Annotated in this window: 22 protein-coding genes; 11 read left to right on the top strand and 11 right to left on the bottom strand. The window is 72.8% G+C overall.

The features are described from left to right. Nucleotides 1-129: 129 nt before the first annotated feature. Entirely contained in the window at nt 130-717 is a 588-nt protein-coding gene (locus ACWDN5_RS34750) for a dihydrofolate reductase family protein (RefSeq protein ID WP_310970972.1), read from the top strand. Here ACWDN5_RS34750 and ACWDN5_RS34745 read toward each other — a convergent pair. Next, on the bottom strand, nt 707-1561 hold the full coding sequence (locus ACWDN5_RS34745) for a sigma-70 family RNA polymerase sigma factor (protein WP_449679257.1): 855 nt from the start codon (nt 1559-1561) through the stop codon (nt 707-709). The genes ACWDN5_RS34750 and ACWDN5_RS34745 overlap by 11 nt on opposite strands. 65 nt (nt 1562-1626) lie before the next feature. On the opposite strand from ACWDN5_RS34745, the gene ACWDN5_RS34740 reads away from it, so the two are divergent. After that, nucleotides 1627-2664 (top strand): alkene reductase, encoded by a 1038-nt coding sequence (locus ACWDN5_RS34740; protein ID WP_449679256.1) that lies wholly within the window; start codon nt 1627-1629, stop codon nt 2662-2664. On the opposite strand, the gene ACWDN5_RS34735 is transcribed toward ACWDN5_RS34740, so the two are convergent. Next, the gene (locus ACWDN5_RS34735; protein WP_449679255.1) at nt 2653-2988 is read right to left on the bottom strand and encodes a VOC family protein; all 336 of its coding nucleotides are present in this window, start codon (nt 2986-2988) and stop codon (nt 2653-2655) included. The genes ACWDN5_RS34740 and ACWDN5_RS34735 overlap by 12 nt on opposite strands. 9 nt (nt 2989-2997) lie before the next feature. Beyond that, complete coding sequence (locus tag ACWDN5_RS34730) at nt 2998-3318, bottom strand: DUF6223 family protein (RefSeq protein WP_449679254.1); 321 nt, start codon at nt 3316-3318, stop codon at nt 2998-3000. 192 nt (nt 3319-3510) lie between these two features. Here ACWDN5_RS34730 and ACWDN5_RS34725 point away from each other — a divergent pair, with 192 nt between their 5' ends. Both ACWDN5_RS34725 and ACWDN5_RS34720 read left to right on the top strand, forming a co-directional pair. Beyond that, nucleotides 3511-4611, top strand: coding sequence for a sensor histidine kinase (locus ACWDN5_RS34725; RefSeq protein ID WP_449679253.1), 1101 nt, complete (start codon nt 3511-3513; stop codon nt 4609-4611). Next, nucleotides 4608-5258 carry a response regulator gene (locus ACWDN5_RS34720; RefSeq protein ID WP_449679252.1) on the top strand — a complete coding sequence of 217 codons (651 nt, stop codon included), beginning with the start codon at nt 4608-4610 and terminating at the stop codon, nt 5256-5258. Before ACWDN5_RS34725 ends, ACWDN5_RS34720 begins: the two co-directional genes overlap by 4 nt. Before the next feature lie 165 nt (nt 5259-5423). On the opposite strand, the gene ACWDN5_RS34715 is transcribed toward ACWDN5_RS34720, so the two are convergent. After that, the gene (locus tag ACWDN5_RS34715) at nt 5424-6452 is read right to left on the bottom strand and encodes a C40 family peptidase (RefSeq protein ID WP_449679251.1); all 1029 of its coding nucleotides are present in this window, start codon (nt 6450-6452) and stop codon (nt 5424-5426) included. Between the two features lie 81 nt (nt 6453-6533). On the opposite strand from ACWDN5_RS34715, the gene ACWDN5_RS34710 reads away from it, so the two are divergent. The 5 genes from ACWDN5_RS34710 (at nt 6534) to ACWDN5_RS34690 (ending at nt 10334) form a co-directional block, all read left to right on the top strand. Continuing rightward, a complete protein-coding gene (locus ACWDN5_RS34710) occupies nt 6534-7331 on the top strand; it encodes a biotin--[acetyl-CoA-carboxylase] ligase (RefSeq protein WP_449679250.1) in 798 nt (265 codons plus the stop codon). A gap of 85 nt (nt 7332-7416) precedes the next feature. Beyond that, nucleotides 7417-7995: a PH domain-containing protein gene (locus ACWDN5_RS34705; RefSeq protein ID WP_310970959.1), complete on the top strand. Its 579-nt coding sequence runs from the start codon at nt 7417-7419 to the stop codon at nt 7993-7995. After that, on the top strand, nt 7995-8924 hold the full coding sequence (locus ACWDN5_RS34700; RefSeq protein ID WP_310970957.1) for a hydroxymethylglutaryl-CoA lyase: 930 nt from the start codon (nt 7995-7997) through the stop codon (nt 8922-8924). Before ACWDN5_RS34705 ends, ACWDN5_RS34700 begins: the two co-directional genes overlap by 1 nt. Before the next feature lie 172 nt (nt 8925-9096). Continuing rightward, nucleotides 9097-10074 carry a TNT domain-containing protein gene (locus tag ACWDN5_RS34695; RefSeq protein ID WP_310970955.1) on the top strand — a complete coding sequence of 326 codons (978 nt, stop codon included), beginning with the start codon at nt 9097-9099 and terminating at the stop codon, nt 10072-10074. Then, complete coding sequence (locus ACWDN5_RS34690) at nt 10074-10334, top strand: hypothetical protein (protein WP_003105220.1); 261 nt, start codon at nt 10074-10076, stop codon at nt 10332-10334. Before ACWDN5_RS34695 ends, ACWDN5_RS34690 begins: the two co-directional genes overlap by 1 nt. Here ACWDN5_RS34690 and hisN read toward each other — a convergent pair whose 3' ends face one another. After that, the gene (hisN, locus tag ACWDN5_RS34685) at nt 10335-11120 is read right to left on the bottom strand and encodes a histidinol-phosphatase (RefSeq protein WP_449679249.1); all 786 of its coding nucleotides are present in this window, start codon (nt 11118-11120) and stop codon (nt 10335-10337) included. Between the two features lie 42 nt (nt 11121-11162). On the opposite strand from hisN, the gene ACWDN5_RS34680 reads away from it, so the two are divergent. Together ACWDN5_RS34680 and ACWDN5_RS34675 are read left to right on the top strand one after the other, a co-directional pair. After that, the gene (locus ACWDN5_RS34680) at nt 11163-11858 is read left to right on the top strand and encodes a response regulator transcription factor (RefSeq protein ID WP_310971365.1); all 696 of its coding nucleotides are present in this window, start codon (nt 11163-11165) and stop codon (nt 11856-11858) included. A gap of 3 nt (nt 11859-11861) precedes the next feature. After that, nucleotides 11862-13145 carry an ATP-binding protein gene (locus ACWDN5_RS34675; protein WP_310970951.1) on the top strand — a complete coding sequence of 428 codons (1284 nt, stop codon included), beginning with the start codon at nt 11862-11864 and terminating at the stop codon, nt 13143-13145. A gap of 21 nt (nt 13146-13166) precedes the next feature. Here the strand turns inward: ACWDN5_RS34675 and ACWDN5_RS34670 are convergent, their stop codons facing one another. From ACWDN5_RS34670 to ACWDN5_RS34645, 6 genes are all read right to left on the bottom strand, one after another. Continuing rightward, complete coding sequence (locus ACWDN5_RS34670) at nt 13167-13790, bottom strand: response regulator transcription factor (protein WP_310970949.1); 624 nt, start codon at nt 13788-13790, stop codon at nt 13167-13169. A 102-nt stretch (nt 13791-13892) separates the two neighbouring features. Next, a complete protein-coding gene (locus ACWDN5_RS34665) occupies nt 13893-14537 on the bottom strand; it encodes a response regulator (protein ID WP_449679248.1) in 645 nt (214 codons plus the stop codon). A 19-nt stretch (nt 14538-14556) separates the two neighbouring features. Further along, entirely contained in the window at nt 14557-15405 is an 849-nt protein-coding gene (locus ACWDN5_RS34660) for an NAD(P)H-binding protein (protein WP_449679247.1), read from the bottom strand. A gap of 12 nt (nt 15406-15417) precedes the next feature. Beyond that, entirely contained in the window at nt 15418-16707 is a 1290-nt protein-coding gene (locus ACWDN5_RS34655; RefSeq protein WP_449679246.1) for an MFS transporter, read from the bottom strand. Between the two features lie 232 nt (nt 16708-16939). Beyond that, a complete protein-coding gene (locus ACWDN5_RS34650; protein ID WP_310970943.1) occupies nt 16940-17467 on the bottom strand; it encodes a GtrA family protein in 528 nt (175 codons plus the stop codon). Nucleotides 17468-17551: 84 nt separating this feature from the next. Further along, nucleotides 17552-18745, bottom strand: coding sequence for a hypothetical protein (locus tag ACWDN5_RS34645; protein WP_449679245.1), 1194 nt, complete (start codon nt 18743-18745; stop codon nt 17552-17554). Nucleotides 18746-18846: the final 101 nt, after the last annotated feature.

Genomic DNA, 18846 nt, shown 5'->3' with positions numbered 1-18846 from the left:
ATCCGGTGTCAAGGCATCGGCCACCCGTCCCCGGATGTCGGCCAGGTGGCAGATCTTCCGGCGAGCCGGACGCGGAAGACTTCTCGTCATCAGGGCACACCGCCTCTGACCAGCGAAAAGGAGCTAGAAATGGCCGACGTCATCGCCAACATGTCCATGTCCCTCGACGGCTTCGTGGCCGACCCGGAAGACCGCATCGATCACCTGTTCGAGTGGTTCGGCAACGGCGACGTCGAGGTCCCCACCGCCGTCGACTGGGCCACCTTCAAGACCTCCGAAGCCAGCGCGAAGATGCTGCGCGCGGCGATGGAGAACGTCGGCGCGCTGATCACCGGCCGCCGCCTGTTCAACCTCACCCAGGGCTGGGGTGGCACGCACCCGATGGGCGTCCCGGTCTTCGTCGTCACCCACGAGGAGCCCGCGGACTGGCCGCACCCGGACGCGCCGTTCACCTTCGTCACCGACGGCCTCGAAAGCGCCGTCGAGCAGGCGAAGAAGACCGCCGGCGACAAGAACGTCGCCGTGGCCAGCACGACGATCGCCCAGCAGTGCCTCAACCTCGGCCTGCTCGACGGCGTCCAGGTCGACCTGGTCCCGGTGCTCCTCGGCTCCGGCGTCCGCTTCTTCGAAAACCTCGACGCCACCACGAAGCTGACCGACCCCGAGGTCACCGAGGGCACCGGCGTGACGCACCTGTCCTACCGGGTCAAGCGCTGAGGAGCGTGACGTGCAGCGCGGCGAGGCGGGCGGTGTCGGCGATCACCTCATACGCCGCCACCCGCTCGCCCTCGACGGTCACGGCCAGGGCGAGCAGCAGCCGCCCGCGCGGTGCGACGACGACGCCGACCGTGCCGTCGACCAAGGCCGCTTCGGCGAACCGGGCCCGCTTCCCGAACACCTGGGTTTCCTCGGCGACCGCGCGAGCCCCGCGCACCTCGAGCGGTGCACCCACCGGCAGTGCAGCGGCGTCGGCGCGGCGGACGACGTCCGGGGCCAGCACGTCGAGCAGCGAGGCGAGGTCGCCGCCGCGGGCCGCGGCCAGGAAACGGTCGACCACCCGGCGGTGCCGGACCAGGTCGGCCGGGGGCAGCGGCGTGGTGCCCCGGATCCGCTGCCGCGCCCGGCTCGCCAGCTTCTTCGCCGCCACCGGCGTGCGGTCCAGCACCGGGCCGATCCGGTCGAACGGCACCGCGAACAGGTCGTGCAGCACGAAGGCGATCCGCTCGGCCGGCCCGAGCGCGTCCAGCACGACGAGCAGCGCGCGGCCCACCGAGTCGGCGAGCGCGGCTTCCCCCGCCGGATCGGCGTCGGCCACCGGCTCGGGGACGACGTCCAGCGGCTCCTCGCGGCGGGCTTTCCGTGACCGCAGCACGTCGAGGCAGACGCGGGAGACGACCGTGGTCAGCCAGGCCGCCAGGTTGTCCGCCGAGTCCACCCGGTTCAGCCGCAACCAGGCTTCCTGCACGGCGTCGTCCGCTTCGGCCGCCGAGCCGAGCATCCGGTAGGCCAGCCCGCGCAACCGGCCGCGTTCGGCCTCGAATTCCGCCGCCAGGTCGTCCATCGGTCACCTTTCGCTCGCGTCCACCGTCGCCTCCTCGACGTATCCCCGCGACCGGAGGTGACCGGATGAGCTTGCTGACCCCTGCCGACCTGGACGGATGGCGCCTGCCGAACCGGGTCGTCGTGGCCCCGACGACCCGGGCGCGCGTCCCCGGCGGAGTGCCCGGCGACCTCCAGGCCGCCTACTACGCGCAGCGCGCCGGCGCCGGGCTCATCGTGGCCGAAGGCACTTGGGTGAGTGAACGGGCCGTCGGCTTTTCGGACGTTCCCGGCGTGTATACCGAAGCCCAGGTCGACGGGTGGCGGCGGGTCACCGACGTCGCGCACGCGCTCGGCGGCCGGATCGTGCTGCAGCTGTGGCACACCGGGGCGGTTTCGCACCCGCACTTCCTCGGCGAGCGGCCGGCCGGGCCGTCGGCGGTGAACCCGGACGAGCCGGTGTACCTGCCGTCCGGGCGCTGCCCGACCGGCACGCCGCGCGAGCTGAGCGTGGCCGAGATCCGGGCGACGGTCGCGGATTACGGCACGGCGGCGGAGAACGCCCGCCGCGCCGGGTTCGACGGCGTCGAGATCGCGGCCAACGGCGTGTACCTGCTCGCGCAGTTCCTGCACCCGCGGCTGAACCACCGCACCGATGCCTACGGCGGGTCCGCGGCCGCTCGTCGCCGGTTGCTCGCCGAGGTGGTCGACGCGGCCGCCGCGCACGGCCGGGTCGGCGTCCGGCTTTCGCCGTGGTGGACCGGCGGACTGTTCACCGTGGACGATGCGCTGCGGGCCGAGTACGACGAACTGGTCGCCGGGCTCGACGCGGACTACCTGCACCTGCGGGGTCCCGACACCGGGCCGGACTTCGCGGGTTTCGCTCGTTATCGGGACCTGTTCGATGGCCTCCTCATCGTCAACAACGGCTTCGACCGCGAGACCGGCGACGCGGTGATCGACGCCGGGATCGCGGACGCGGTGTCGTACGCGCGGCACTTCGTCGCGAATCCGGACCTGGTGACGCGGTTCGCGCTCGGGCACCCGCTCGAAGCCGCCGACCCGGCGACGTTCTACGGCGGCGGGGCGGCCGGTTACCTGGATCAGGCGGTGCTAATCCCGTGACCACACCGCCAGTTCGCTGCCGCCGGGCTCGCGGAAGTGGAAGCGCCGCCCGCCCGGGAAGGCGAACGGCTCCTTCGTGACCACGCCGCCCGCGGCCGCCACCGCCTCGCGGGCCGCCGGCAGGTCGTCGGTGCGGATCGTGAGCAGGGGTGCGCGGGGTTGTTCGGCCGCGTCCGCTTGGAAACCCAGCGTGAGGCCCTCGGCCCGGACGTCGGTGTAGTCCGGGCCGTACGGGGTCGTCTTCCAGCCGAACGCGCGCTCGAAGAACCGCCCGGACGCCTCGGCGGACGTGGACGGAAACTCCGCGAAGTCGATTTCGAACATGACCCGACGCTAGCGGCGACCACCGACAAAACCGCGCGAGCGCGCCACCGCCAGCCCGCCGAGGACGAGGGCGACGGCGCCGATCACCAGGTCCACGTAGCCGCCGACGATCCCGTAGCCGGTGCCGGGCCCGCCCTTCGCGGCGGCCACGACCCACCCGCCGATCACGACGGAAACGACGCCGCCCGCCAGGGCTGCGACGGCTCCCCGGCCGCGGCGCAGGGCCAGCACGCCCGCGACCACCCCCGCCACTCCGAACACCACGGCGATCAAGGACCAGAGCCGTCCCGGGGTCAGGTCGTAGGCACTGGCCGCGGCGAGGACATTCATGAGGTGCTCCTTCTGTTCCGGATCGGACGCCGGAAGCATGGCCGCCCGGCCCCGGGCCCGTCGTTGTGCGCGAGCAGGCACTTCGCGCTGCCGCGGACGTCGCAGGAAACGAAGGACTACCGCGGGCGCAGTAGCGGGGAAATGCGCTTCACGCACGACTTCGCCGGCCGGGCGCCCGGTTAGGGTTCGGGGATGAGCCGTGCGCAGGTCGTCGACGGGGTGATCGCCGCCGGGGTCGCGGCGGCCCTGGTGGTCGCCGGGCGGTCCGCGACGCACGCGTCCACGGACCTCGACGTACTGGGGTACGCGGCGCTGGCCGCCGGCGGGCTGGCCCTGGCCGCGCGCCGCCGGGCGCCGGTCGCCGTGCTGGCCGTGACCGCGCTCTGCGCGCTCGCCTACCAGGTCGCCGGGTTCGAAGTGCCCGTCGTCGCCTACCTCTTCGCCGTGTACGCCGCCGTCCGGGCGGGGCACCGGATCGCCGCGGTCGTCGCTTCGGTGCTCATGCTGGCCGCGGTTCCGCTGGCGCTCCTGGTATCCGGTGTGCCCGACACCGGCGCGGCGTTCACGCAGTCGCGCGACGTCCTCCAGCTGGCGTGGCTGATCGCCGCGGGGGCGGCGGGGGAGGCGTTGCGGCAGGCCGAGCGCCGGGCCGACGAAGCCGAACGCACCCGTGAGGAGACCGCGCGGCGGCGTGCGGACGAGGAACGGCTGCACATCGCCCGTGAGCTGCACGATTCGCTGACCCACCAGATCTCCGTCATCAAGGTGCAGGCCGAAGTCGCCGTCCACCTGGCCCGCAAGCGCGGCGAAGACGTGCCCGAGGCGCTGCTGGCCATCCGCGACGCCGGCCGCGAGGCGACCCGGGAACTGCGCGCGACCCTGGAGGCGCTGCGCGACGACGACATGGACCCGCCGCGCGGGCTCGACGACGTCCCCGACCTCGTGCGCCAGGCCCGGACCGGCGGCCTCGACGCACAGTTGACCGTCGAGGGCACGCACGACGCCGTGCCGGTTGCGGTCGGCCGGACCGCCTACCGGATCGTCCAGGAGTCGCTGACCAACGTCGCCCGGCACGCCGCCGCGGACACCGCGTCGGTCCGGATCGACCACCGGCCCGGCGCGCTGGTCATCCGCGTCGACGACAACGGGAAGGCCACAGTGGACAGTGCACCGGGCGTCGGCCTGACCGGGATGCGCGAGCGCGTCACGGCGTTGGGCGGCCGGCTCGAAGCCGGGCCTCGCCGCGGAGGCGGCTTCCGCGTCCAGGCCGAACTCCCGGTGGACCCGGCGTGATCCGCGTCCTGCTGGCCGACGACCAGCCGCTCATCCGCAGCGGGTTCCGCGCGCTGCTCGACGTCGAAGCCGACATCGAGGTCGTCGCCGAAGCCGGTGACGGCGGCGAGGCGGTGCGGTTCGCGCTGGAGCACCGGCCGGACATCGCGCTCGTCGACGTCCAGATGCCCGGCGTCGACGGCATCGAGGCGACCCGGCGGATCGCCGCGGACCCGGCGCTGGCCGGGGTGCACGTCGTCATCCTGACCAACTACGGCCTGGACGAGTACGTCTTCGAGGCGCTGCGCGCGGGTGCGGCCGGGTTCCTCGTCAAGGACATCCAGCCGGAGGACTTCCTGCACGCGGTGCGCGTCGCGGCGCGCGGGGACGCGTTGCTGGCGCCGTCGATCACCCGCAAGCTGATCGACCGGTACGTGACCCAGCCGCTCGTTCCCGGGGCGGGGCTGGCGGAACTGACGAACCGGGAGCGCGAAGCCGTCACGCTCGTGGCGCGCGGGTTGTCGAACGAGGAGATCGCCGGACGGATGGTGATCAGCCCGCTCACCGCGAAGACGCACGTCAACCGGGCCATGATGAAGCTGCGAGCGCGGGATCGGGCACAGTTGGTGGTGTTCGCCTACGAGTCGGGGCTGGTGGTGCCGCAGTGAGTGACGTGAGAACCACGGCGACAACCAGCGACCCTGATCTGCCGCCCGAAGGCGTTCGAACGGGGCTCAAGACCGCGCCCGCCCGGCTGCAGTGGGCGATGAACGCCTGCGTGGCGCAGCAACCTCGCCGTTCGCGCCCGTCTGGATCGCCGAGATGGTGTCGCGTCAGGCGGGACGGCCCGCGCCCGCGTAGTCGTCGCCCTTCGAGTGGTACGTGTGGATCTGGATGGCCTGGCCCTCGGTCGGCGCGTTGATCATCAGGCCGTTGCCCAGGTACAGGCCGACGTGGTGGATGCGGGTCGCCGGGCTGCCGTAGAACACCAGGTCGCCGAGGCGGGGCTCCTGGCTGGCCGGCACCGGGGGGAGCGCGCGGAACTGGCTGTCCGCCGTCCGCGGCAGGGCGACGCCCGCACTGTCGTACGACGCCTTCGTCAGGCCGGAGCAGTCGAAGCCCGCCGCGCCCGCGTCGGGGCCGTTGCCGCCCCAGACGTACGGGAGGCCGAGCTGACCCAGCGCGAAGCGGGTCGCGCGGACCCGCGGCGAGTCCGCCGATGCCGGGTCGAGGGACAGCGTGGCGTACAGCTGGGCCATGCCGAGCACGCGCTGGCGGAACAGCTCGGCCCCGTCGCCGGGGTGGTACGCCGCGATCGCCTTCCACCAGCCGGGGCCGGCGCCGAGGTCCGTGCCGCCCGCGCACAGCGCCCGGCCGGCCGCGACCGGCGCGTCGGAGCCGTACTTCTTGGCCTGCGCGCCCGAGAGGCCCAGCAGGTTGCCGCCGCTGCGGCCGTGGTTCGATGCCGCCGCGCCGACGCCGGCCAGGGTGACCCACGAGAGGTGGCACGACGGGTCTTCGCCGCGGAGCGTCAGCTCGCCGTTCGCGTAGCCGACCAGCGCGTCGGCGGGGATGTCGAGGGGGCCGGCCAGCTGGTCCGCCCACTGCCGCAAGGGGCTCTTGCCGCCCTGGCCGGACGCGCCCTGGCCCGGCTCCTGCGCCTTCACCGGTGCGCTGACTTCGAGGACCGACGGGCCCGACGCCGCGTCGCGCACGACCGGCGGGGGCGCCGGGGCGGCCGCGGGTTCCGGCGAGCGGTCGGCCAGCAGCCAGCCCGCCGTGACGAGCCCGGCGACGAGCGGCAGCGCCACCAGGCCGCGCAGCGCCGCGCCGCGGGCCCACGAAGTCTGCTTCGCCGTCACGGGTTCCAACTTAGAAGAGCGCACCTCTTGGTGAACGACTGAGTAGCTTGCACGTTAGGGGGACTCCCATATTGTGGGCACATGCCTGAGATCGACGCCGGGCGGCTGACCGCGGCGCTCCAAGATCGTTACACGAAGATCGACGTCGTCGAGCGCACCGGATCCACCAATGCTGACCTGCGAAAAGCCCTCGAAGACGGCGCAGCGGACCGGACCGTCCTGCTCGCCGAAGAGCAGACCGCGGGAGTCGGCAGGCGGGCACGTTCGTGGAGCTCGCCGAAAGGTGCCGGGCTGTACCTGAGCGTCGCACTCCGGCCGGGTGTCCCCTTCGCGGTGCTCGGCTCACTGTCCGTCGTCGCCGGGCTCGCCGTCCGGGCCGCCGCTGCCTCCGTAGGAGTGGACGCCGTGCTCAAGTGGCCGAACGACGTCCTCGTCGACGGCGCCAAGTGCGCCGGCATCCTCGCCGAGGCCGTCGCCGGGGACGCCCCGTCGATCGTGCTCGGCATCGGCCTCAACGTCCTGCCCCTCGGCGACGTCCAGCCAGGCCCGGGCGGCCTGCCCGCGACGTCGCTGGCCGAACAGGGCGCCACGAACACCGACCGCACCGACGTCGCGATCGCGCTGCTCACCGGGTTCGCCGACCTGGAGCGGCGCTGGCGGCTGGCCGGCGGCGACCTCACCGAGGCCGGGCTGCTCGGCGACTACCGCGCCCACTGCGCGACCCTCGGCCAGGACGTCGAGGTGCAGCTGCCGGACGGCTCGGCGCTGACCGGCCGCGCGGCCGACATCGACGCCGCCGGCCAGCTGCAGGTCGACGTGGCGGGCGGGCAGCGGCACACCGTCTTCGCGGGTGACGTGGTCCACGTCCGTCCGGCCTGATTTGTCGGGGCGTCCGCGCCCACCACCTGCTCGCTCGCCGGTACGGTGAGACGACACCGCCGCACCGACCTTGGGAGCGTCCGCCGTGGCCTATCCGGACGATTTGCTCAGCGAGCAAGAGCACGTCGTGGTGCACAGTCACCCGCACTTCAAGATGCTGATCTTCCCGACGCTCGCGCTGCTGGTCACCCTGGGTGCGGGCACCTGGCTGGCGATCCTGGCGAAGGACGCGTCCTCGCCGTGGAACTCGGTCGGGCTGATCGCCATCGGGGTCGTCGCGCTCGTGCTGATCGTGTGGCTGTTCCTGGCGCCGCTCGTGCGCTGGCGGACCACCCACTTCATCGTGACGACGGACCGGCTGATCGCCCGCGAGGGCGTCCTCAAGCGCACCGGCATCGACATCCCGATGGGCCGGATCAACAGCGTCCAGTTCGAGCACGGCCTGCTGGACCGGGTCTTCGGCTGCGGCACGCTCATCATCGAGTCGGCGTCGGACGAGCCGCTGCGCTTCGAGGACATCCCGCACGTCGAGAAGGTGCACACGGTCATCTACCGCGAGGTCAACGACAACCCGTACGACGACTACCGGCCGGGCGCCCAGCAAACCACGCCCCTGCCGCCCCAAGGCGGCGGGCACCCGCCACGTGGCGAGAGACGGCGCTGATGGGCACGCGCGAACTGGGCCTGCCCGAGCGGGTCCCCTCGGCGGGTGACCTGCCGGACCGGGTCACCATCTGGGAGGTCGGCCCGCGCGACGGGCTGCAGAACGAAAAGGCGATCGTCCCGGTCGAGGTCAAGCTCGAGTTCCTCGACCGGCTGGCCGGCGCCGGGCTCACCACGCTGGAGGCGACCAGCTTCGTCCATCCGAAGTGGGTGCCGCAGCTGGCCGACGCCGAGCAGCTGCTGGCCCGGCTCGACCGCCGCGAAGGCGTCCGGTACCCGGTGCTGGTGCCGAACGAGAAGGGCCTGAACCGGGCCCTCGACGCCGGTGTCGAGCACATCGCGATCTTCGCCAGCGCGACGGAGACGTTCGCGCGCAAGAACCTCAACTCGTCGCTGGACGAACAGTTCGCGATGTTCGAGCCGGTCGTCACACGGGCCCGGGAAGCGGGCCTGGACGTCCGCGGGTACCTGTCGATGTGCTTCGGCGACCCCTGGGAAGGTGTCGTGCCGGCGAAGCAGGTCGCCGCCGCCGGCCGCCGGCTGCTGGACATGGGGTGCTCGCAGCTTTCCCTGGGCGACACCATCGGCGTCGCGACAGCCGGGCAGGTCGAGACGCTCATCGGGCTGTTCGGCGACGTCGGTGCTTTGGCCGTGCACTTCCACGACACCTACGGCCAGGCGCTCGCCAACACCCTGGCGGCGCTCCGATGTGGAGTGTCGACTGTGGACTCGTCGGCGGGCGGGCTCGGCGGCTGCCCGTACGCCGAATCGGCCACCGGGAACCTCGCGACCGAGGACCTGGTGTGGATGCTGGAGGGTCTCGGGGTGGCCACCGGCGTCGACTTGGACGCGCTGGTGGCGGCCAGCGCGTGGATGGCGGGACAGCTCGGCCGCCCGAGCCCGTCCCGCGTGGTCGCCGCATTGAGCTGAGACTTCCGGGGCTCCGCCCCGGGCCGGGGGCTCCGCCACCCGGAGCCCCCGAAAAGAAGGAGACCTAGTCGCGCCCTGGGGGAAGGGGTGCGGTATCAAGGGGGACCGGCAGCGCCGCGGCCGCGTCGAACAGCGTGTGCCCGCCGGGCACCGACCGAGCCGGAGGATGGGTGTGACCGAGCCTTCCGAGGCGGGCTCCGAACCGGGCGAGGGCGACCTCGACACCGGGCCGGTGCAGCTGCCCGGGTACGGCCTGGCGGATTCGGGTGCCTTCGAAGAGGCCCCCACCCCGCCCTCGGGCAACCCCGCGGCCTGGCCGCACGCGGTGTCGCCGCTGCTGCCGCCGTTCCAGCTGCCCCCGGCCCCGCCGCCTCCGCCGACGCCGGCCCCGCTGCCCCCGCCGCCGGTGGCCGGGCCGCCGCCGGTCGCGGGCCCGCCGCCGAACCCGGGCTCGCCCGCGCCGCTGCCGCCGCTGGGCTCGCCGCGCACGGAACGGGAAAGCGTCGTCGCGCTGTTCCTGGTGCACATGTTCCCGATCGGGCACCTCCCGGTGGCGATGGACAAGCCGGCGCGCCAGCTGCCGCTGCCCGACGACCCGGACGGCTTCCCGCCGAACGACCACCCGGACGCCCGGCTGATCTTCGACGACCAGGCCCTCACCAACGTCACCGCGGGCTTCCGCCGCTCGCCGACCGCACCGTCACGGCCGGTGCCGCGGCACCTGAAAGAGGGGTACGTGCCGTATGCGCGGGCGACGCAGGCGGTGTGGATCCGCCGGTTCGTCGTCGGGCACAGCGATCTCGGCCCCGAGTACGCGTGGCCGCCGGGCGAGCAGTACCCCGAGGGCAGCGTGGACTGGCCCGAGCCGGTGATGGTCCCGGTCAACACGGTCCTCGACCGCTTCGGCCCGGCCTACGGGCGGATCCTCTACGAGGACGGCACGCCGTTCGCGGAACGCTCGCTGCCACCGGCGTTCCTGGACGCCGAATACCGCCGGTACGTCGTCGTGCGCAAGGTGCCGATGTGGCGCTCGGAGACCGCGAACTGGTACGGCCAGGTCGGCGGCGGCACCCGGTACCGTGCCCTCCTGGCGGCCGACGAACTGGTGACCCTCGGCTACCTCGCCGAGGCCAAGGGGGAAGAGGACTGATGAACACCCAGTCGATCCAGCGGTGGCTCGGCGTGCTGGGCGTGCCGCCGGAGGTCGTCTCGCTCGGCGCCGAGGTCGACAACGCCTGGTGCCTGATGCAGGGCGAGGACGAGGCGTGGGAGGTGTTCTGGCGCGAGCAGGGCAACCGCTACGACTGGGCGCGGTTCACCAGTGAGCAGGTGGCCTGCCACTACCTGTTCGGGCGGCTCGCGTGGGCGCAGGTCGCCCGCGGCGCCGTCGGTCTGCTCCCCGGCTCCTGACTACCGCTTCAGGATCGCCAGCGCCTCTTCGTGCAGCCGGCCGTTCGTCGAGAGCGCGCTCCCGTTGTCGTACCGCCCGACGCCGTCCAGGTCGCTGAAGCGGCCGCCCGCCTCCGTCACGATCACCTGCGCGGCCGCGACGTCCCACGGGTTGACGATGCACTCGGCCGCCACGTCCAACGCGCCTTCGGCCACCAGCACGTGGTGCCAGAAGTCGCCGAACGCGCGGGTCTCCCAGCACGCGTCCACCAAGCCCAGGTACTTGTCGCGCGAGTGGTACTCGACCCACGAGTTCAGGTCCGTTGTGGACAGATAAGCGTCCGAAAGGGACGAAACCTGCGAAACCGACAGCTTCCGCGTCCCGGCGGCGTCCGAAGAGAACGCTCCGGCGCCCGCAGCCGCCCACCAGCGGCGGCCCAGCAGGGGTGCGCTGATCAGGCCGACCACCGGGTCGCCGTCCGAAACCAAGGCGATGAGCGTCGCCCAAACGGGTACTCCGCGCAGGAAGTTCTTGGTCCCGTCGATCGGGTCGAGCACCCACGCGCGGCCGGTCGCCGCCGAGCCGCCGCGTTCCTCGCCGAGCACCGCGTCGCCGGGGCGTTCCGCGGCCAGCAGGGCCCGGATCGCGTCCTCGACCGCGGTGTCGGCGTCGGTCACCGGGGTGCGGTCGGGCTTGCGCTCCACCGCCAGGTCCAGGGCGCGGAACCGCGCCGTCGTGATCGCGTCGGCGGCGTCGGCCAGCCGGGTGGCGAGAGCCAGATCATCTTCGTAGCCAGGCACGGTCACGATGTTTTCACGCCCGTGCGCCGTAGAGTTGGCCAGGTGAGCATGGTCCTACTTGCCGAAGACGATCCGGCCATCGCCGAACCGCTCTCCCGCGCCCTCGAACGCGAGGGATACGAGATCCACGTCGTCACCGACGGCCCTTCGGTGCTCGATGCCACCGCCGCCCAGCGCGTCGACCTGCTCGTGCTGGACCTCGGCCTGCCCGGGATGGACGGCCTGGAGGTCTGCCGCCGGCTGCGCGCGGCCGGTACCGAGCTGCCCGTTCTCATGCTCACCGCCCGCACCGACGAGGTCGACTTCGTCGTCGGCCTGGACGCGGGGGCCGACGACTACGTCGCCAAGCCGTTCCGGCTCGCCGAACTGCTGGCCCGGATCCGCGCGCTGCTGCGCCGCCGGGTGCCCGAGGTCCTGGAGGCCGGCGGGGTGCGGATGGACCTCGGCGCCCGGCTGGTCACCGTGGACAACCACGAGGTCCAGCTGGCCAACAAGGAGTTCGAGCTGCTGCGCGTGCTGATGACCCGCGCCGGGCAGGTCGTCAGCCGCGACGAGATCCTCGCCGAGGTCTGGAACGACCTCGAGTCGAAGACGTCCAAGACGCTCGACATGCACATGTCGTGGCTGCGCCGGAAGCTCGCCATCGCCGCCGACGAGGCCGCCGGCCGCACCAGCAAGAGCCACGACGGCGAGCGGCGGATCGCGACCGTCCGCGGCGTCGGCTTCCGCTTCAACGCCGAATAAGCCGTGCGCCGCCGCATCCTGCTGGCCATTCTGCTGGCCGTCGCGGTCAGCTCGGCGGTCCTCGGCATCCCGCTGGGCATCGTGGCGAGCTGGCAGATCGAGTCCAGCTACCGCGAGACGCTCGCGGAGAACGCCCGCGCGGCGGCGGCGATCCTGGACACCGAAATCGCCAACGGCCAGGAGATCGACCTCGACCAGGTGCGCGCGGCGGTCCCGGCGAACGGGCTGCTCACCGTCCGGGCCAGCGGCCAGAGGGAGAAGCGCTACGGCAGCAGTCCCGGCCCCGACACCGTCACCGAGACGGCCGACCTGGCCCGCGACGGCAAAGTCGAGATCGCCGTCCCGGCCGGCCCGATGCACGACCGGCAGACGACGGTCACGCTGGTCGTCGTGCTGCTGGTGCTGCTGTCGATCGGCACCGGCGCGGTGGTGGCGATCGCGACGGCCAGACGGCTCGCGAAGCCGCTGCGGCACGTGGCCGAGCGCGCGGCCCGCCTCGGCGGCGGCGACTTCCGGCCCGACCCGAGCCGCTACGGCGTCGGCGAGCTCGACATGGTCGCCGAAGCACTGGACGCGTCCGGCACCGCACTGGCCCAGCTCGTGCAGCGGGAACGCCAGCTCGTCGGGGACGTCTCGCACCAGCTGCGCAGCCGGCTGACGGCGTTGCAGCTGCGGCTGGAACCGCTGACCGTGCACCCGGACGAGGAGGTGGCCGACGAGTCGAAGGCCGCCCAGGAGCAGGCGGACCGGCTCGCGGAGGCGCTCGACGAGCTGCTCGCGGCCGCCCGTGCGGCGCGTGAGGTCGGCGCGGAACCGGTGGACCTGCCGACGCAGCTGCCGGAGATGGCGCAGGAATGGCGCGAACTGCTGCGCTCGGAGGGCCGCAACCTGCGCACGCGCGTGGCCGACGGCCTGATGGCGCGGGCGACGCCGGGCCGGCTCCGCGAGGTCGTCGGGGTGCTGCTGGACAACGCGCTGCGCCACGGCTCGGGCACGGTCACCCTCATCGCCCGCCGCGGCGACGCCGAGGGCACGGTGGTGATCGAGGTGAGCGACACCGGCCCCGGCGTCCCGGACGAGCTGGCGCCGCACATCTTCGAGCGGGGATTCTCCGGCGGCGGCTCGACGGGGGTGGGCCTGGCGCTGGCGCGGGCCCTGGTCGAGGCGGACGGCGGCCGCCTGGAGCTGTCGAACCGGCGACCGGCGGTGTTCAGCCTGTTCCTGAAGGTGCCGCGGCCGAGCGACGTCCCCGAGGTGCGCTGGCCGGCCGAGCGCGTCCCGCGGTAGGCGACGCGCCCGGCCGTCGGCTCAGATCAGGCCTTCCCGCAGCGCGTAAGCCACCGCGTGCGAGCGGTTCCGCAGCTGGAACCGGTTGGTGACGTCGTGGAGGATGCTCTTCACCGTGCGCTGCGAGTAGCACAGCTCGTCGGCGATCTCCTGCGTCGAATACCCCGCCGCGACGAGCCGCAGGACTTCCGTCTCCCGGTCGCTCATGCCGCCCAGGCGCAGGCCGCGCGGCTGGAGCACCTGGCGCTGCAGCCGGGAAACCCGGTTCAGCAGCCGGCCGAGCAGGTCGGGCGGCAGCGCGCCCTCCCCGGCGGCCGCGGCCTTGATCAGGCGGACGAGGACGTCCGGGCCCGCGTCGGCGCGCCGGGCGACCGCGCAGACGCCGTGCTCGACCGCGTTGAGGATTTCGTTGTCGTCGACGTCGCCCGCGATCAGCACGATGCGGGTGAAGCCCTGGTGGTGCAGCGCGGACAGCAGCCGGGTCATCGCCTCGTCGAGCCGGTCGGCGACCAGCAGCGCGACCAGGGCCGTGCCGTCGTCCACCACCCGGACGTCGTCGCGGGACCGCAGCGCCATGCAGACGCCGTCGTGCAGGATCGGATCGGTGGCGCGGACCACCACCGGGGTCCGGTCGGTTTCGAACATCGTTCCCCATTCCCCTCGAACGGTGCAGGCTGCCCAGCCTGCCCGCTCGGGTGTCCCGGGCGCATGGGACCGGCGTCCCGATGTTGCCCGGGCGACCGCCCTTCAGGACCGGCCGAGGCCCGCGTCCCTGGCCCGGACGATCGCCTCGGCCCGGTCGGCGACGTGCAGCTTGGCGAAGACGTTGGAAATGTGGTTCCGCACGGTTTTCGGGCTCAGGCACAGCGTGCTGGCGATCAGGCTGTTGCTGTGCCCGGCCGCGATCAGCGCGAGCACCTCGCGTTCGCGCCCGGTCAGCTCCGGGAACACCGGCTCGCTGACCGGCGGCTGGTTGAAGAAGGCGAGCACGCGGTTCGCGATGTCCGGGCCGAAGATCGCCTCGCGCCGGGCGACCGCCTGGACGGCCCGGATGATCTCGTCCGGCTCGGCGTCCTTGAGCAGGTAGCCGCGGGCACCGGCGCGCATCGCCGCGAAGACCGACTCGCTTTCGTCGGCCATCGTCAGCATCAGCACGCCGGTGCCCGGGTTGGCCGCCACGATGTGCCGGGTCGCCTGGATCCCGGACAGGTCGGGCAGGTGCAGGTCCATCACGACGACGTCCGGGCGGAGGGTGGCGGCGGAGGCGACCGCGTCGGCCCCGCCGGCGGCCTCGCCGACGACCTCGATGCCGGGTTCGGCGGCGAGCAGCGTGCCCACGCCGATCCGGAACAGGGGATGGTCGTCCACGACGAGGACGCGCAGGTCGCTCATCCGCCCCACCTCCCCCTGGTCACTCCTGGTGATGGTACGCGGACGCGTTCTCCCGTGCCCAGACGGCGAAGGTCAGCGGCGGCCGGCCGAGCAGCCGCTCGACGGTGTCGAAGACGACGTGTTCGTGCGGGGCGGACTCGCGCTTGAGGGCGAAGAGGCCGTCGATGGCCTTCTCGGGCCAGCCGTACATCCGGATCAGGCGCTCCTTCGCGGCGCTTTCGGTCTCTTCGACGTACTTCAGCGGACGGCCGAGCGCTTCGGCCAGGATGGCGACCTGCTGCTCGGCGGTGAGAGCTTCGCCGCCGGTGAGGCCGTAGGTGGCGCCTTCGTGGCCGGACGTCGTCAGCGCGAGCGTCGCGACCTCGGCGATGTCGCGGACGTGGACCAGCGCGGACGGCGGATCGGTGTCCGGCACGTACACGGCGTTCTCCTCGCGGATCGAGCCGATCCAGGCGAACCGGTTGTCCATGAAGGCGCCCGGCCGCAGGATCGTCCAGGACGGTCCGGCTTCGCGGACGGCCTGCTCGGCTTCGGCGTGGGCGCGGGAAATCGCGTCCTGCTGTCCGAAGTGGACACCCGTGGTGGACAGCTTGACGAGGTGAGTGACGCCGACCCGGGCGGCCGCCTGCGCGACCGCCGCTTCCCGGTCGGCGCTGTGCCCCTGGGTCAGCACGAACACGCGGTCCGCGCCGGCCAGCAGGGCGGGCAGGTCCGAGGTGTCGAGGTCGCCGCGGACCACGTCGGCGCGCGGGTCGATCCGGGCCTTCGCCGGGTCGCGGGTCAGCGCGCGGACGTCCGCACCGGCGTCGAGCAGGGCGGGGACGAGGTGGCGGCCGACCTTGCCGGTGGCGCCGAGGACGAAGATCATCGTGGGTTCTCCTTATCGGGAAAGGGGGACGTGGGGGAGCGCGAACGCCGTGACGAGGCCGAGCGCGAGCACGGGCAGCAGCGCGAGGAACACACCGTGGGTGCCGGCGTGGTAGGCGAAGCCCAGCGCGACCGGGCCGAGGGCCGAGCCGAGCGCGCGGGCGAGGTTGACGCCGGCGGCGACCGCACCGCGGTCCGCGGCGGGGGCGGTGTTCTGCGTGGCCATGGCGAGCACCTGCAGATTGAGCCCGGCCGCGAAGCCGAAGACGACCAGGCAGCCGAGGACCTGCGGGAGGCCCTCCAGCGTGAGCAGGCCGAGCACCGCGAGCAGGCCGAGCGCCATGCTCAGCCGCGGTGCCCAGCGGTAGGCGCCGGTGCGGGCGATGACCTTGCTGGCGACGACGGAGGCGACGGACACGGCGAGCGTCATCGGCAGCAGCCGCAGCCCGCCTTCCGCCGGACCGGCGTCGGCCTGCAGGTAGACCGCGATGTAATTGACCGAGCCGAGGAACGCGAACCCGGCGAGCACGCTGAGCAGCACGGACACGGTGAACGTGCGGTCGCGGAACAGCCGCAGCGGCAGCACGGGCGCTTCGGCCCGCCGTTCGACGACCACGAACACCACGGCCGCGACCGCGCCGAGGCCGAGCGACCACGGCGTGAGCAGGGTGAACCCGGTGATCGCCGTGCCGAGCAGGAGCACGCCGGCGAAGTCGAACGGCGCTTCCCGGCGCCGGGTCGACAGGTCGAGCGTCTTCAGGCAGGCCAGGGCGACGAGCCCGAGCGGCAGGTTGATCAGGAAGATCGACCGCCACCCGGCGACGCCGGTGAGCAGGCCGCCGACCACCGGCCCGGCGAGCGAAGCGACGGCGAAGCAGATCGAGAACCAGCCGAAGTACTTCGCGCCTTCGCGGGGCGAGAACATCTCGCCGAGCGAAGCGCCGACGGAGACGAAGAGGCCACCGGAACCGGCGCCCTGCAGTACGCGCCCGGCAACCAGGAACGCGGCCGACGGCGCCAGGCCGCAGGCGAGCGAGCCCAGCAGGAACAGGGCGAGTGCGCCCAGGAGCACACGTTTGCGGCCGAAGACGTCACCGAGCTTGCCGTAGAGGGGCGCGGTGGCGCTCCCGGCGAGCAGGTAGGCGGTGGTGACCCAGGCGTAGGCGCCGGTGCCGCCGAACTCGGCGGCGATCCGGGGCAGCGCGGTGGCGACGACCTGGGCGTCGAGCATCGCGAGGAAAACGGACAGGAACAGGCCCGTGAGGGCAGCTTTCAGGGCGCGCGAAGGCGCGATCGTGCTCAAGAGAAAACCTTGTTTCGTCAGAAGGGACGAGAGATGCGGACGCGTCGGAAACGCGCCCCGTCGAGTCGGGAAAAGGCTCCATCGTCATCCGCGAACGGATGCGACCTCTTCGCGCTCGGAAACCACCTCGAATCGTCCCGCTCGCCCGGCCGAACCCGGACGGCGTCCTCTACGCAGGAACACTGACGAAGATGACTCTAGACAAGTACATGTCTGAAGACAAGTACTTTTTTCAGGGCAGGCGGCTGACCTGGTCGCTGTCCCGGCGTCGCTCGCCCAGCTCGTCCGGGAACACCCACTTTTTGAAGCCCCAGAAGCGGAAGAACATCGCCAGCAGCATGCCGATGATCGACCCGCTCGCGAAGTCCGCGACCTCCTGGACCAGGAACGTCACGTGCGGGACCTCGAGGTCGAGCACGTACCGCGAGATGACCAGGGGAACCAGGTTGACGCCCACCGCGATGCCGCTGATGACGAAGAACAGCGCGGCTTCGTGGTGGCGCTCGCGTCCTCCGCGGGTCCGGAAGGACCACTCGCGGTTGAGGATGTAGGACACGATGGTCGCGACGATGATCGCGATCGCCTTCGCCGTGGTCGGCTTCGGCTCCAGCACCGTCAGCTTCAACGCGTACCAGACGCCGTTGTCGACCACGAACGTCGTGCCGCCCACGATCGCGAACTTCAGCAGCTCCCGGTGCTTGATCAGCACCGAACGCAGTGGTTCCGGCGTGCGCTTGAGCACGGTTTCCACAACGGTCACACCACGCAGTCTAGGAGAACACCGCGTTTACCTGTGGTTCAGGCGGCACTGCTGCCGTGAATGTCCGGATATCGGGCGGCTGCGTCAGCCGGTCAGCCAGCCGAACGCCTTCTCGGGGGTGACGGTCGGCGGCTTGGCCCCGGGTTTCCCGCCGGACCGTGGCGGTGCGCTGGTCGTGGTCGTGGACACCGGCGGCTCGCTCGTCGGCTCGTCCGGTGTCGTCGCCGGTGGCTTCGACGTCGGCTTGGTCGGGGTCGGCTTCGGCTTGGACGGCGTCGGCTTCGGGACCGACGGCGTCGTCGGGGTCGGCACCGGGTCCTTGCCGCACCAGTGGCGCCAGCAGCCGAAGTCCACGGTCACCCGCGGCGCCGTCGCCCGGCCGAGCAGGCCCTCGACCGTCGCCCGGCCGTCGTTCGGACGGCTCTTCAGCTGGACCCACAGGTTGACGTGCTGGCCGGGGGCCAGTGCGCTCTTCGTCGTGCAGGTCGCGCCCGTGCCCGTCGACGTGCAGGGGAAGTCGCGCAGGCTCCACCACTGCTTGAGCGGGGCGTCGAAGGTGACCGTGACCGGCTTGGCCGTCTGGCCGGTGTTGTGGACCGTCACGTAGATCCGCGGGTGGGGGAACCACGGGAACATCGAGATCGGGTCGGTGTGCGCTTCCAGGACCACGGCGTCCGGCGGGACCTTCACGGTGACCTTGACGCTCACCGCGACGGAGATCTGCACGCCGGCCGTGACCGAGCCGGTCACCGTGCCGCCTTCGGCGTCTTCGTCGGCCTGCAGGCGGAAGTTCAGCGTCGCGCTCTGGCCGGGTTGCAGGCCGGCGCCGGTCTTGCAGGTGACTGTGCCCTCGCCGCCGGGGCAGTTCACCGAAACCGGGCCGGGGGCCTGCGCTCGGGCGGCCGGGGCGCCGCCACCGCCGGTCTCGACCGCGCGCACCCCGCGCGGGAGCTTCAGCGCGACCGCCACCGGCTCGGACACGCTGCCGCCGTCGTTGCGCACGGTGATCGGGAGGTTCGTCGCGGTGCCCGGGCTGAGCTCGACGCCGTCCGGCGGGGTCGTCGCGGACATCGACGGCGGCGCCGGAGCGGGCGGGGCCGGCGCGGGCGGCGGGGCCGGGGCGGGCGGGGCGACCGGCGGCGGAGCGGGCTCGACCGGCGGTGCCGCGGGCGGGGCCGGGGGCTGGGGTGCCGGGGGTTCGGCCGGCGGAGCGGCGGGCGGGGCCGGGGGCTGCGGCTTCGGGGCCGGCGGTTGGACCTGCTGGGCCGGTGGCGGCACCGGGGCTCCCGGTCCACGGAGCGCCGCCGATCCACAGCGCCTGCCCGAGGGTGCCGAACGGATCCCAGGTCATGAGACGACTATTGCGGGACCGGCGGCCC

Source organism: Amycolatopsis sp. NPDC003731 (assembly GCF_053586895.1).
The sequence above is the reverse complement of the archived record's forward strand: the minus strand, read 5'-3'. Positions and strand labels throughout refer to the sequence as shown.

Excerpts from the sequence above, each read along its gene's own strand:
- ACWDN5_RS34730 (WP_449679254.1), bottom strand. The coding sequence starts at position 3,318 with ATGAATGTCCTCGCCGCGGCCAGTGCCTACGACCTGACCCCGGGACGG.
- ACWDN5_RS34735 (WP_449679255.1), bottom strand. The coding sequence starts at position 2,988 with ATGTTCGAAATCGACTTCGCGGAGTTTCCGTCCACGTCCGCCGAGGCG.
- ACWDN5_RS34740 (WP_449679256.1), top strand. The coding sequence starts at position 1,627 with ATGAGCTTGCTGACCCCTGCCGACCTGGACGGATGGCGCCTGCCGAAC.
- ACWDN5_RS34665 (WP_449679248.1), bottom strand. The coding sequence starts at position 14,537 with ATGAGCGACCTGCGCGTCCTCGTCGTGGACGACCATCCCCTGTTCCGG.
- ACWDN5_RS34745 (WP_449679257.1), bottom strand. The coding sequence starts at position 1,561 with ATGGACGACCTGGCGGCGGAATTCGAGGCCGAACGCGGCCGGTTGCGC.
- ACWDN5_RS34700 (WP_310970957.1), top strand. The coding sequence starts at position 7,995 with ATGGGCACGCGCGAACTGGGCCTGCCCGAGCGGGTCCCCTCGGCGGGT.
- ACWDN5_RS34725 (WP_449679253.1), top strand. The coding sequence starts at position 3,511 with ATGAGCCGTGCGCAGGTCGTCGACGGGGTGATCGCCGCCGGGGTCGCG.
- ACWDN5_RS34710 (WP_449679250.1), top strand. The coding sequence starts at position 6,534 with ATGCCTGAGATCGACGCCGGGCGGCTGACCGCGGCGCTCCAAGATCGT.
- ACWDN5_RS34690 (WP_003105220.1), top strand. The coding sequence starts at position 10,074 with ATGAACACCCAGTCGATCCAGCGGTGGCTCGGCGTGCTGGGCGTGCCG.
- ACWDN5_RS34680 (WP_310971365.1), top strand. The coding sequence starts at position 11,163 with ATGGTCCTACTTGCCGAAGACGATCCGGCCATCGCCGAACCGCTCTCC.
- ACWDN5_RS34660 (WP_449679247.1), bottom strand. The coding sequence starts at position 15,405 with ATGATCTTCGTCCTCGGCGCCACCGGCAAGGTCGGCCGCCACCTCGTC.
- ACWDN5_RS34670 (WP_310970949.1), bottom strand. The coding sequence starts at position 13,790 with ATGTTCGAAACCGACCGGACCCCGGTGGTGGTCCGCGCCACCGATCCG.
- ACWDN5_RS34750 (WP_310970972.1), top strand. The coding sequence starts at position 130 with ATGGCCGACGTCATCGCCAACATGTCCATGTCCCTCGACGGCTTCGTG.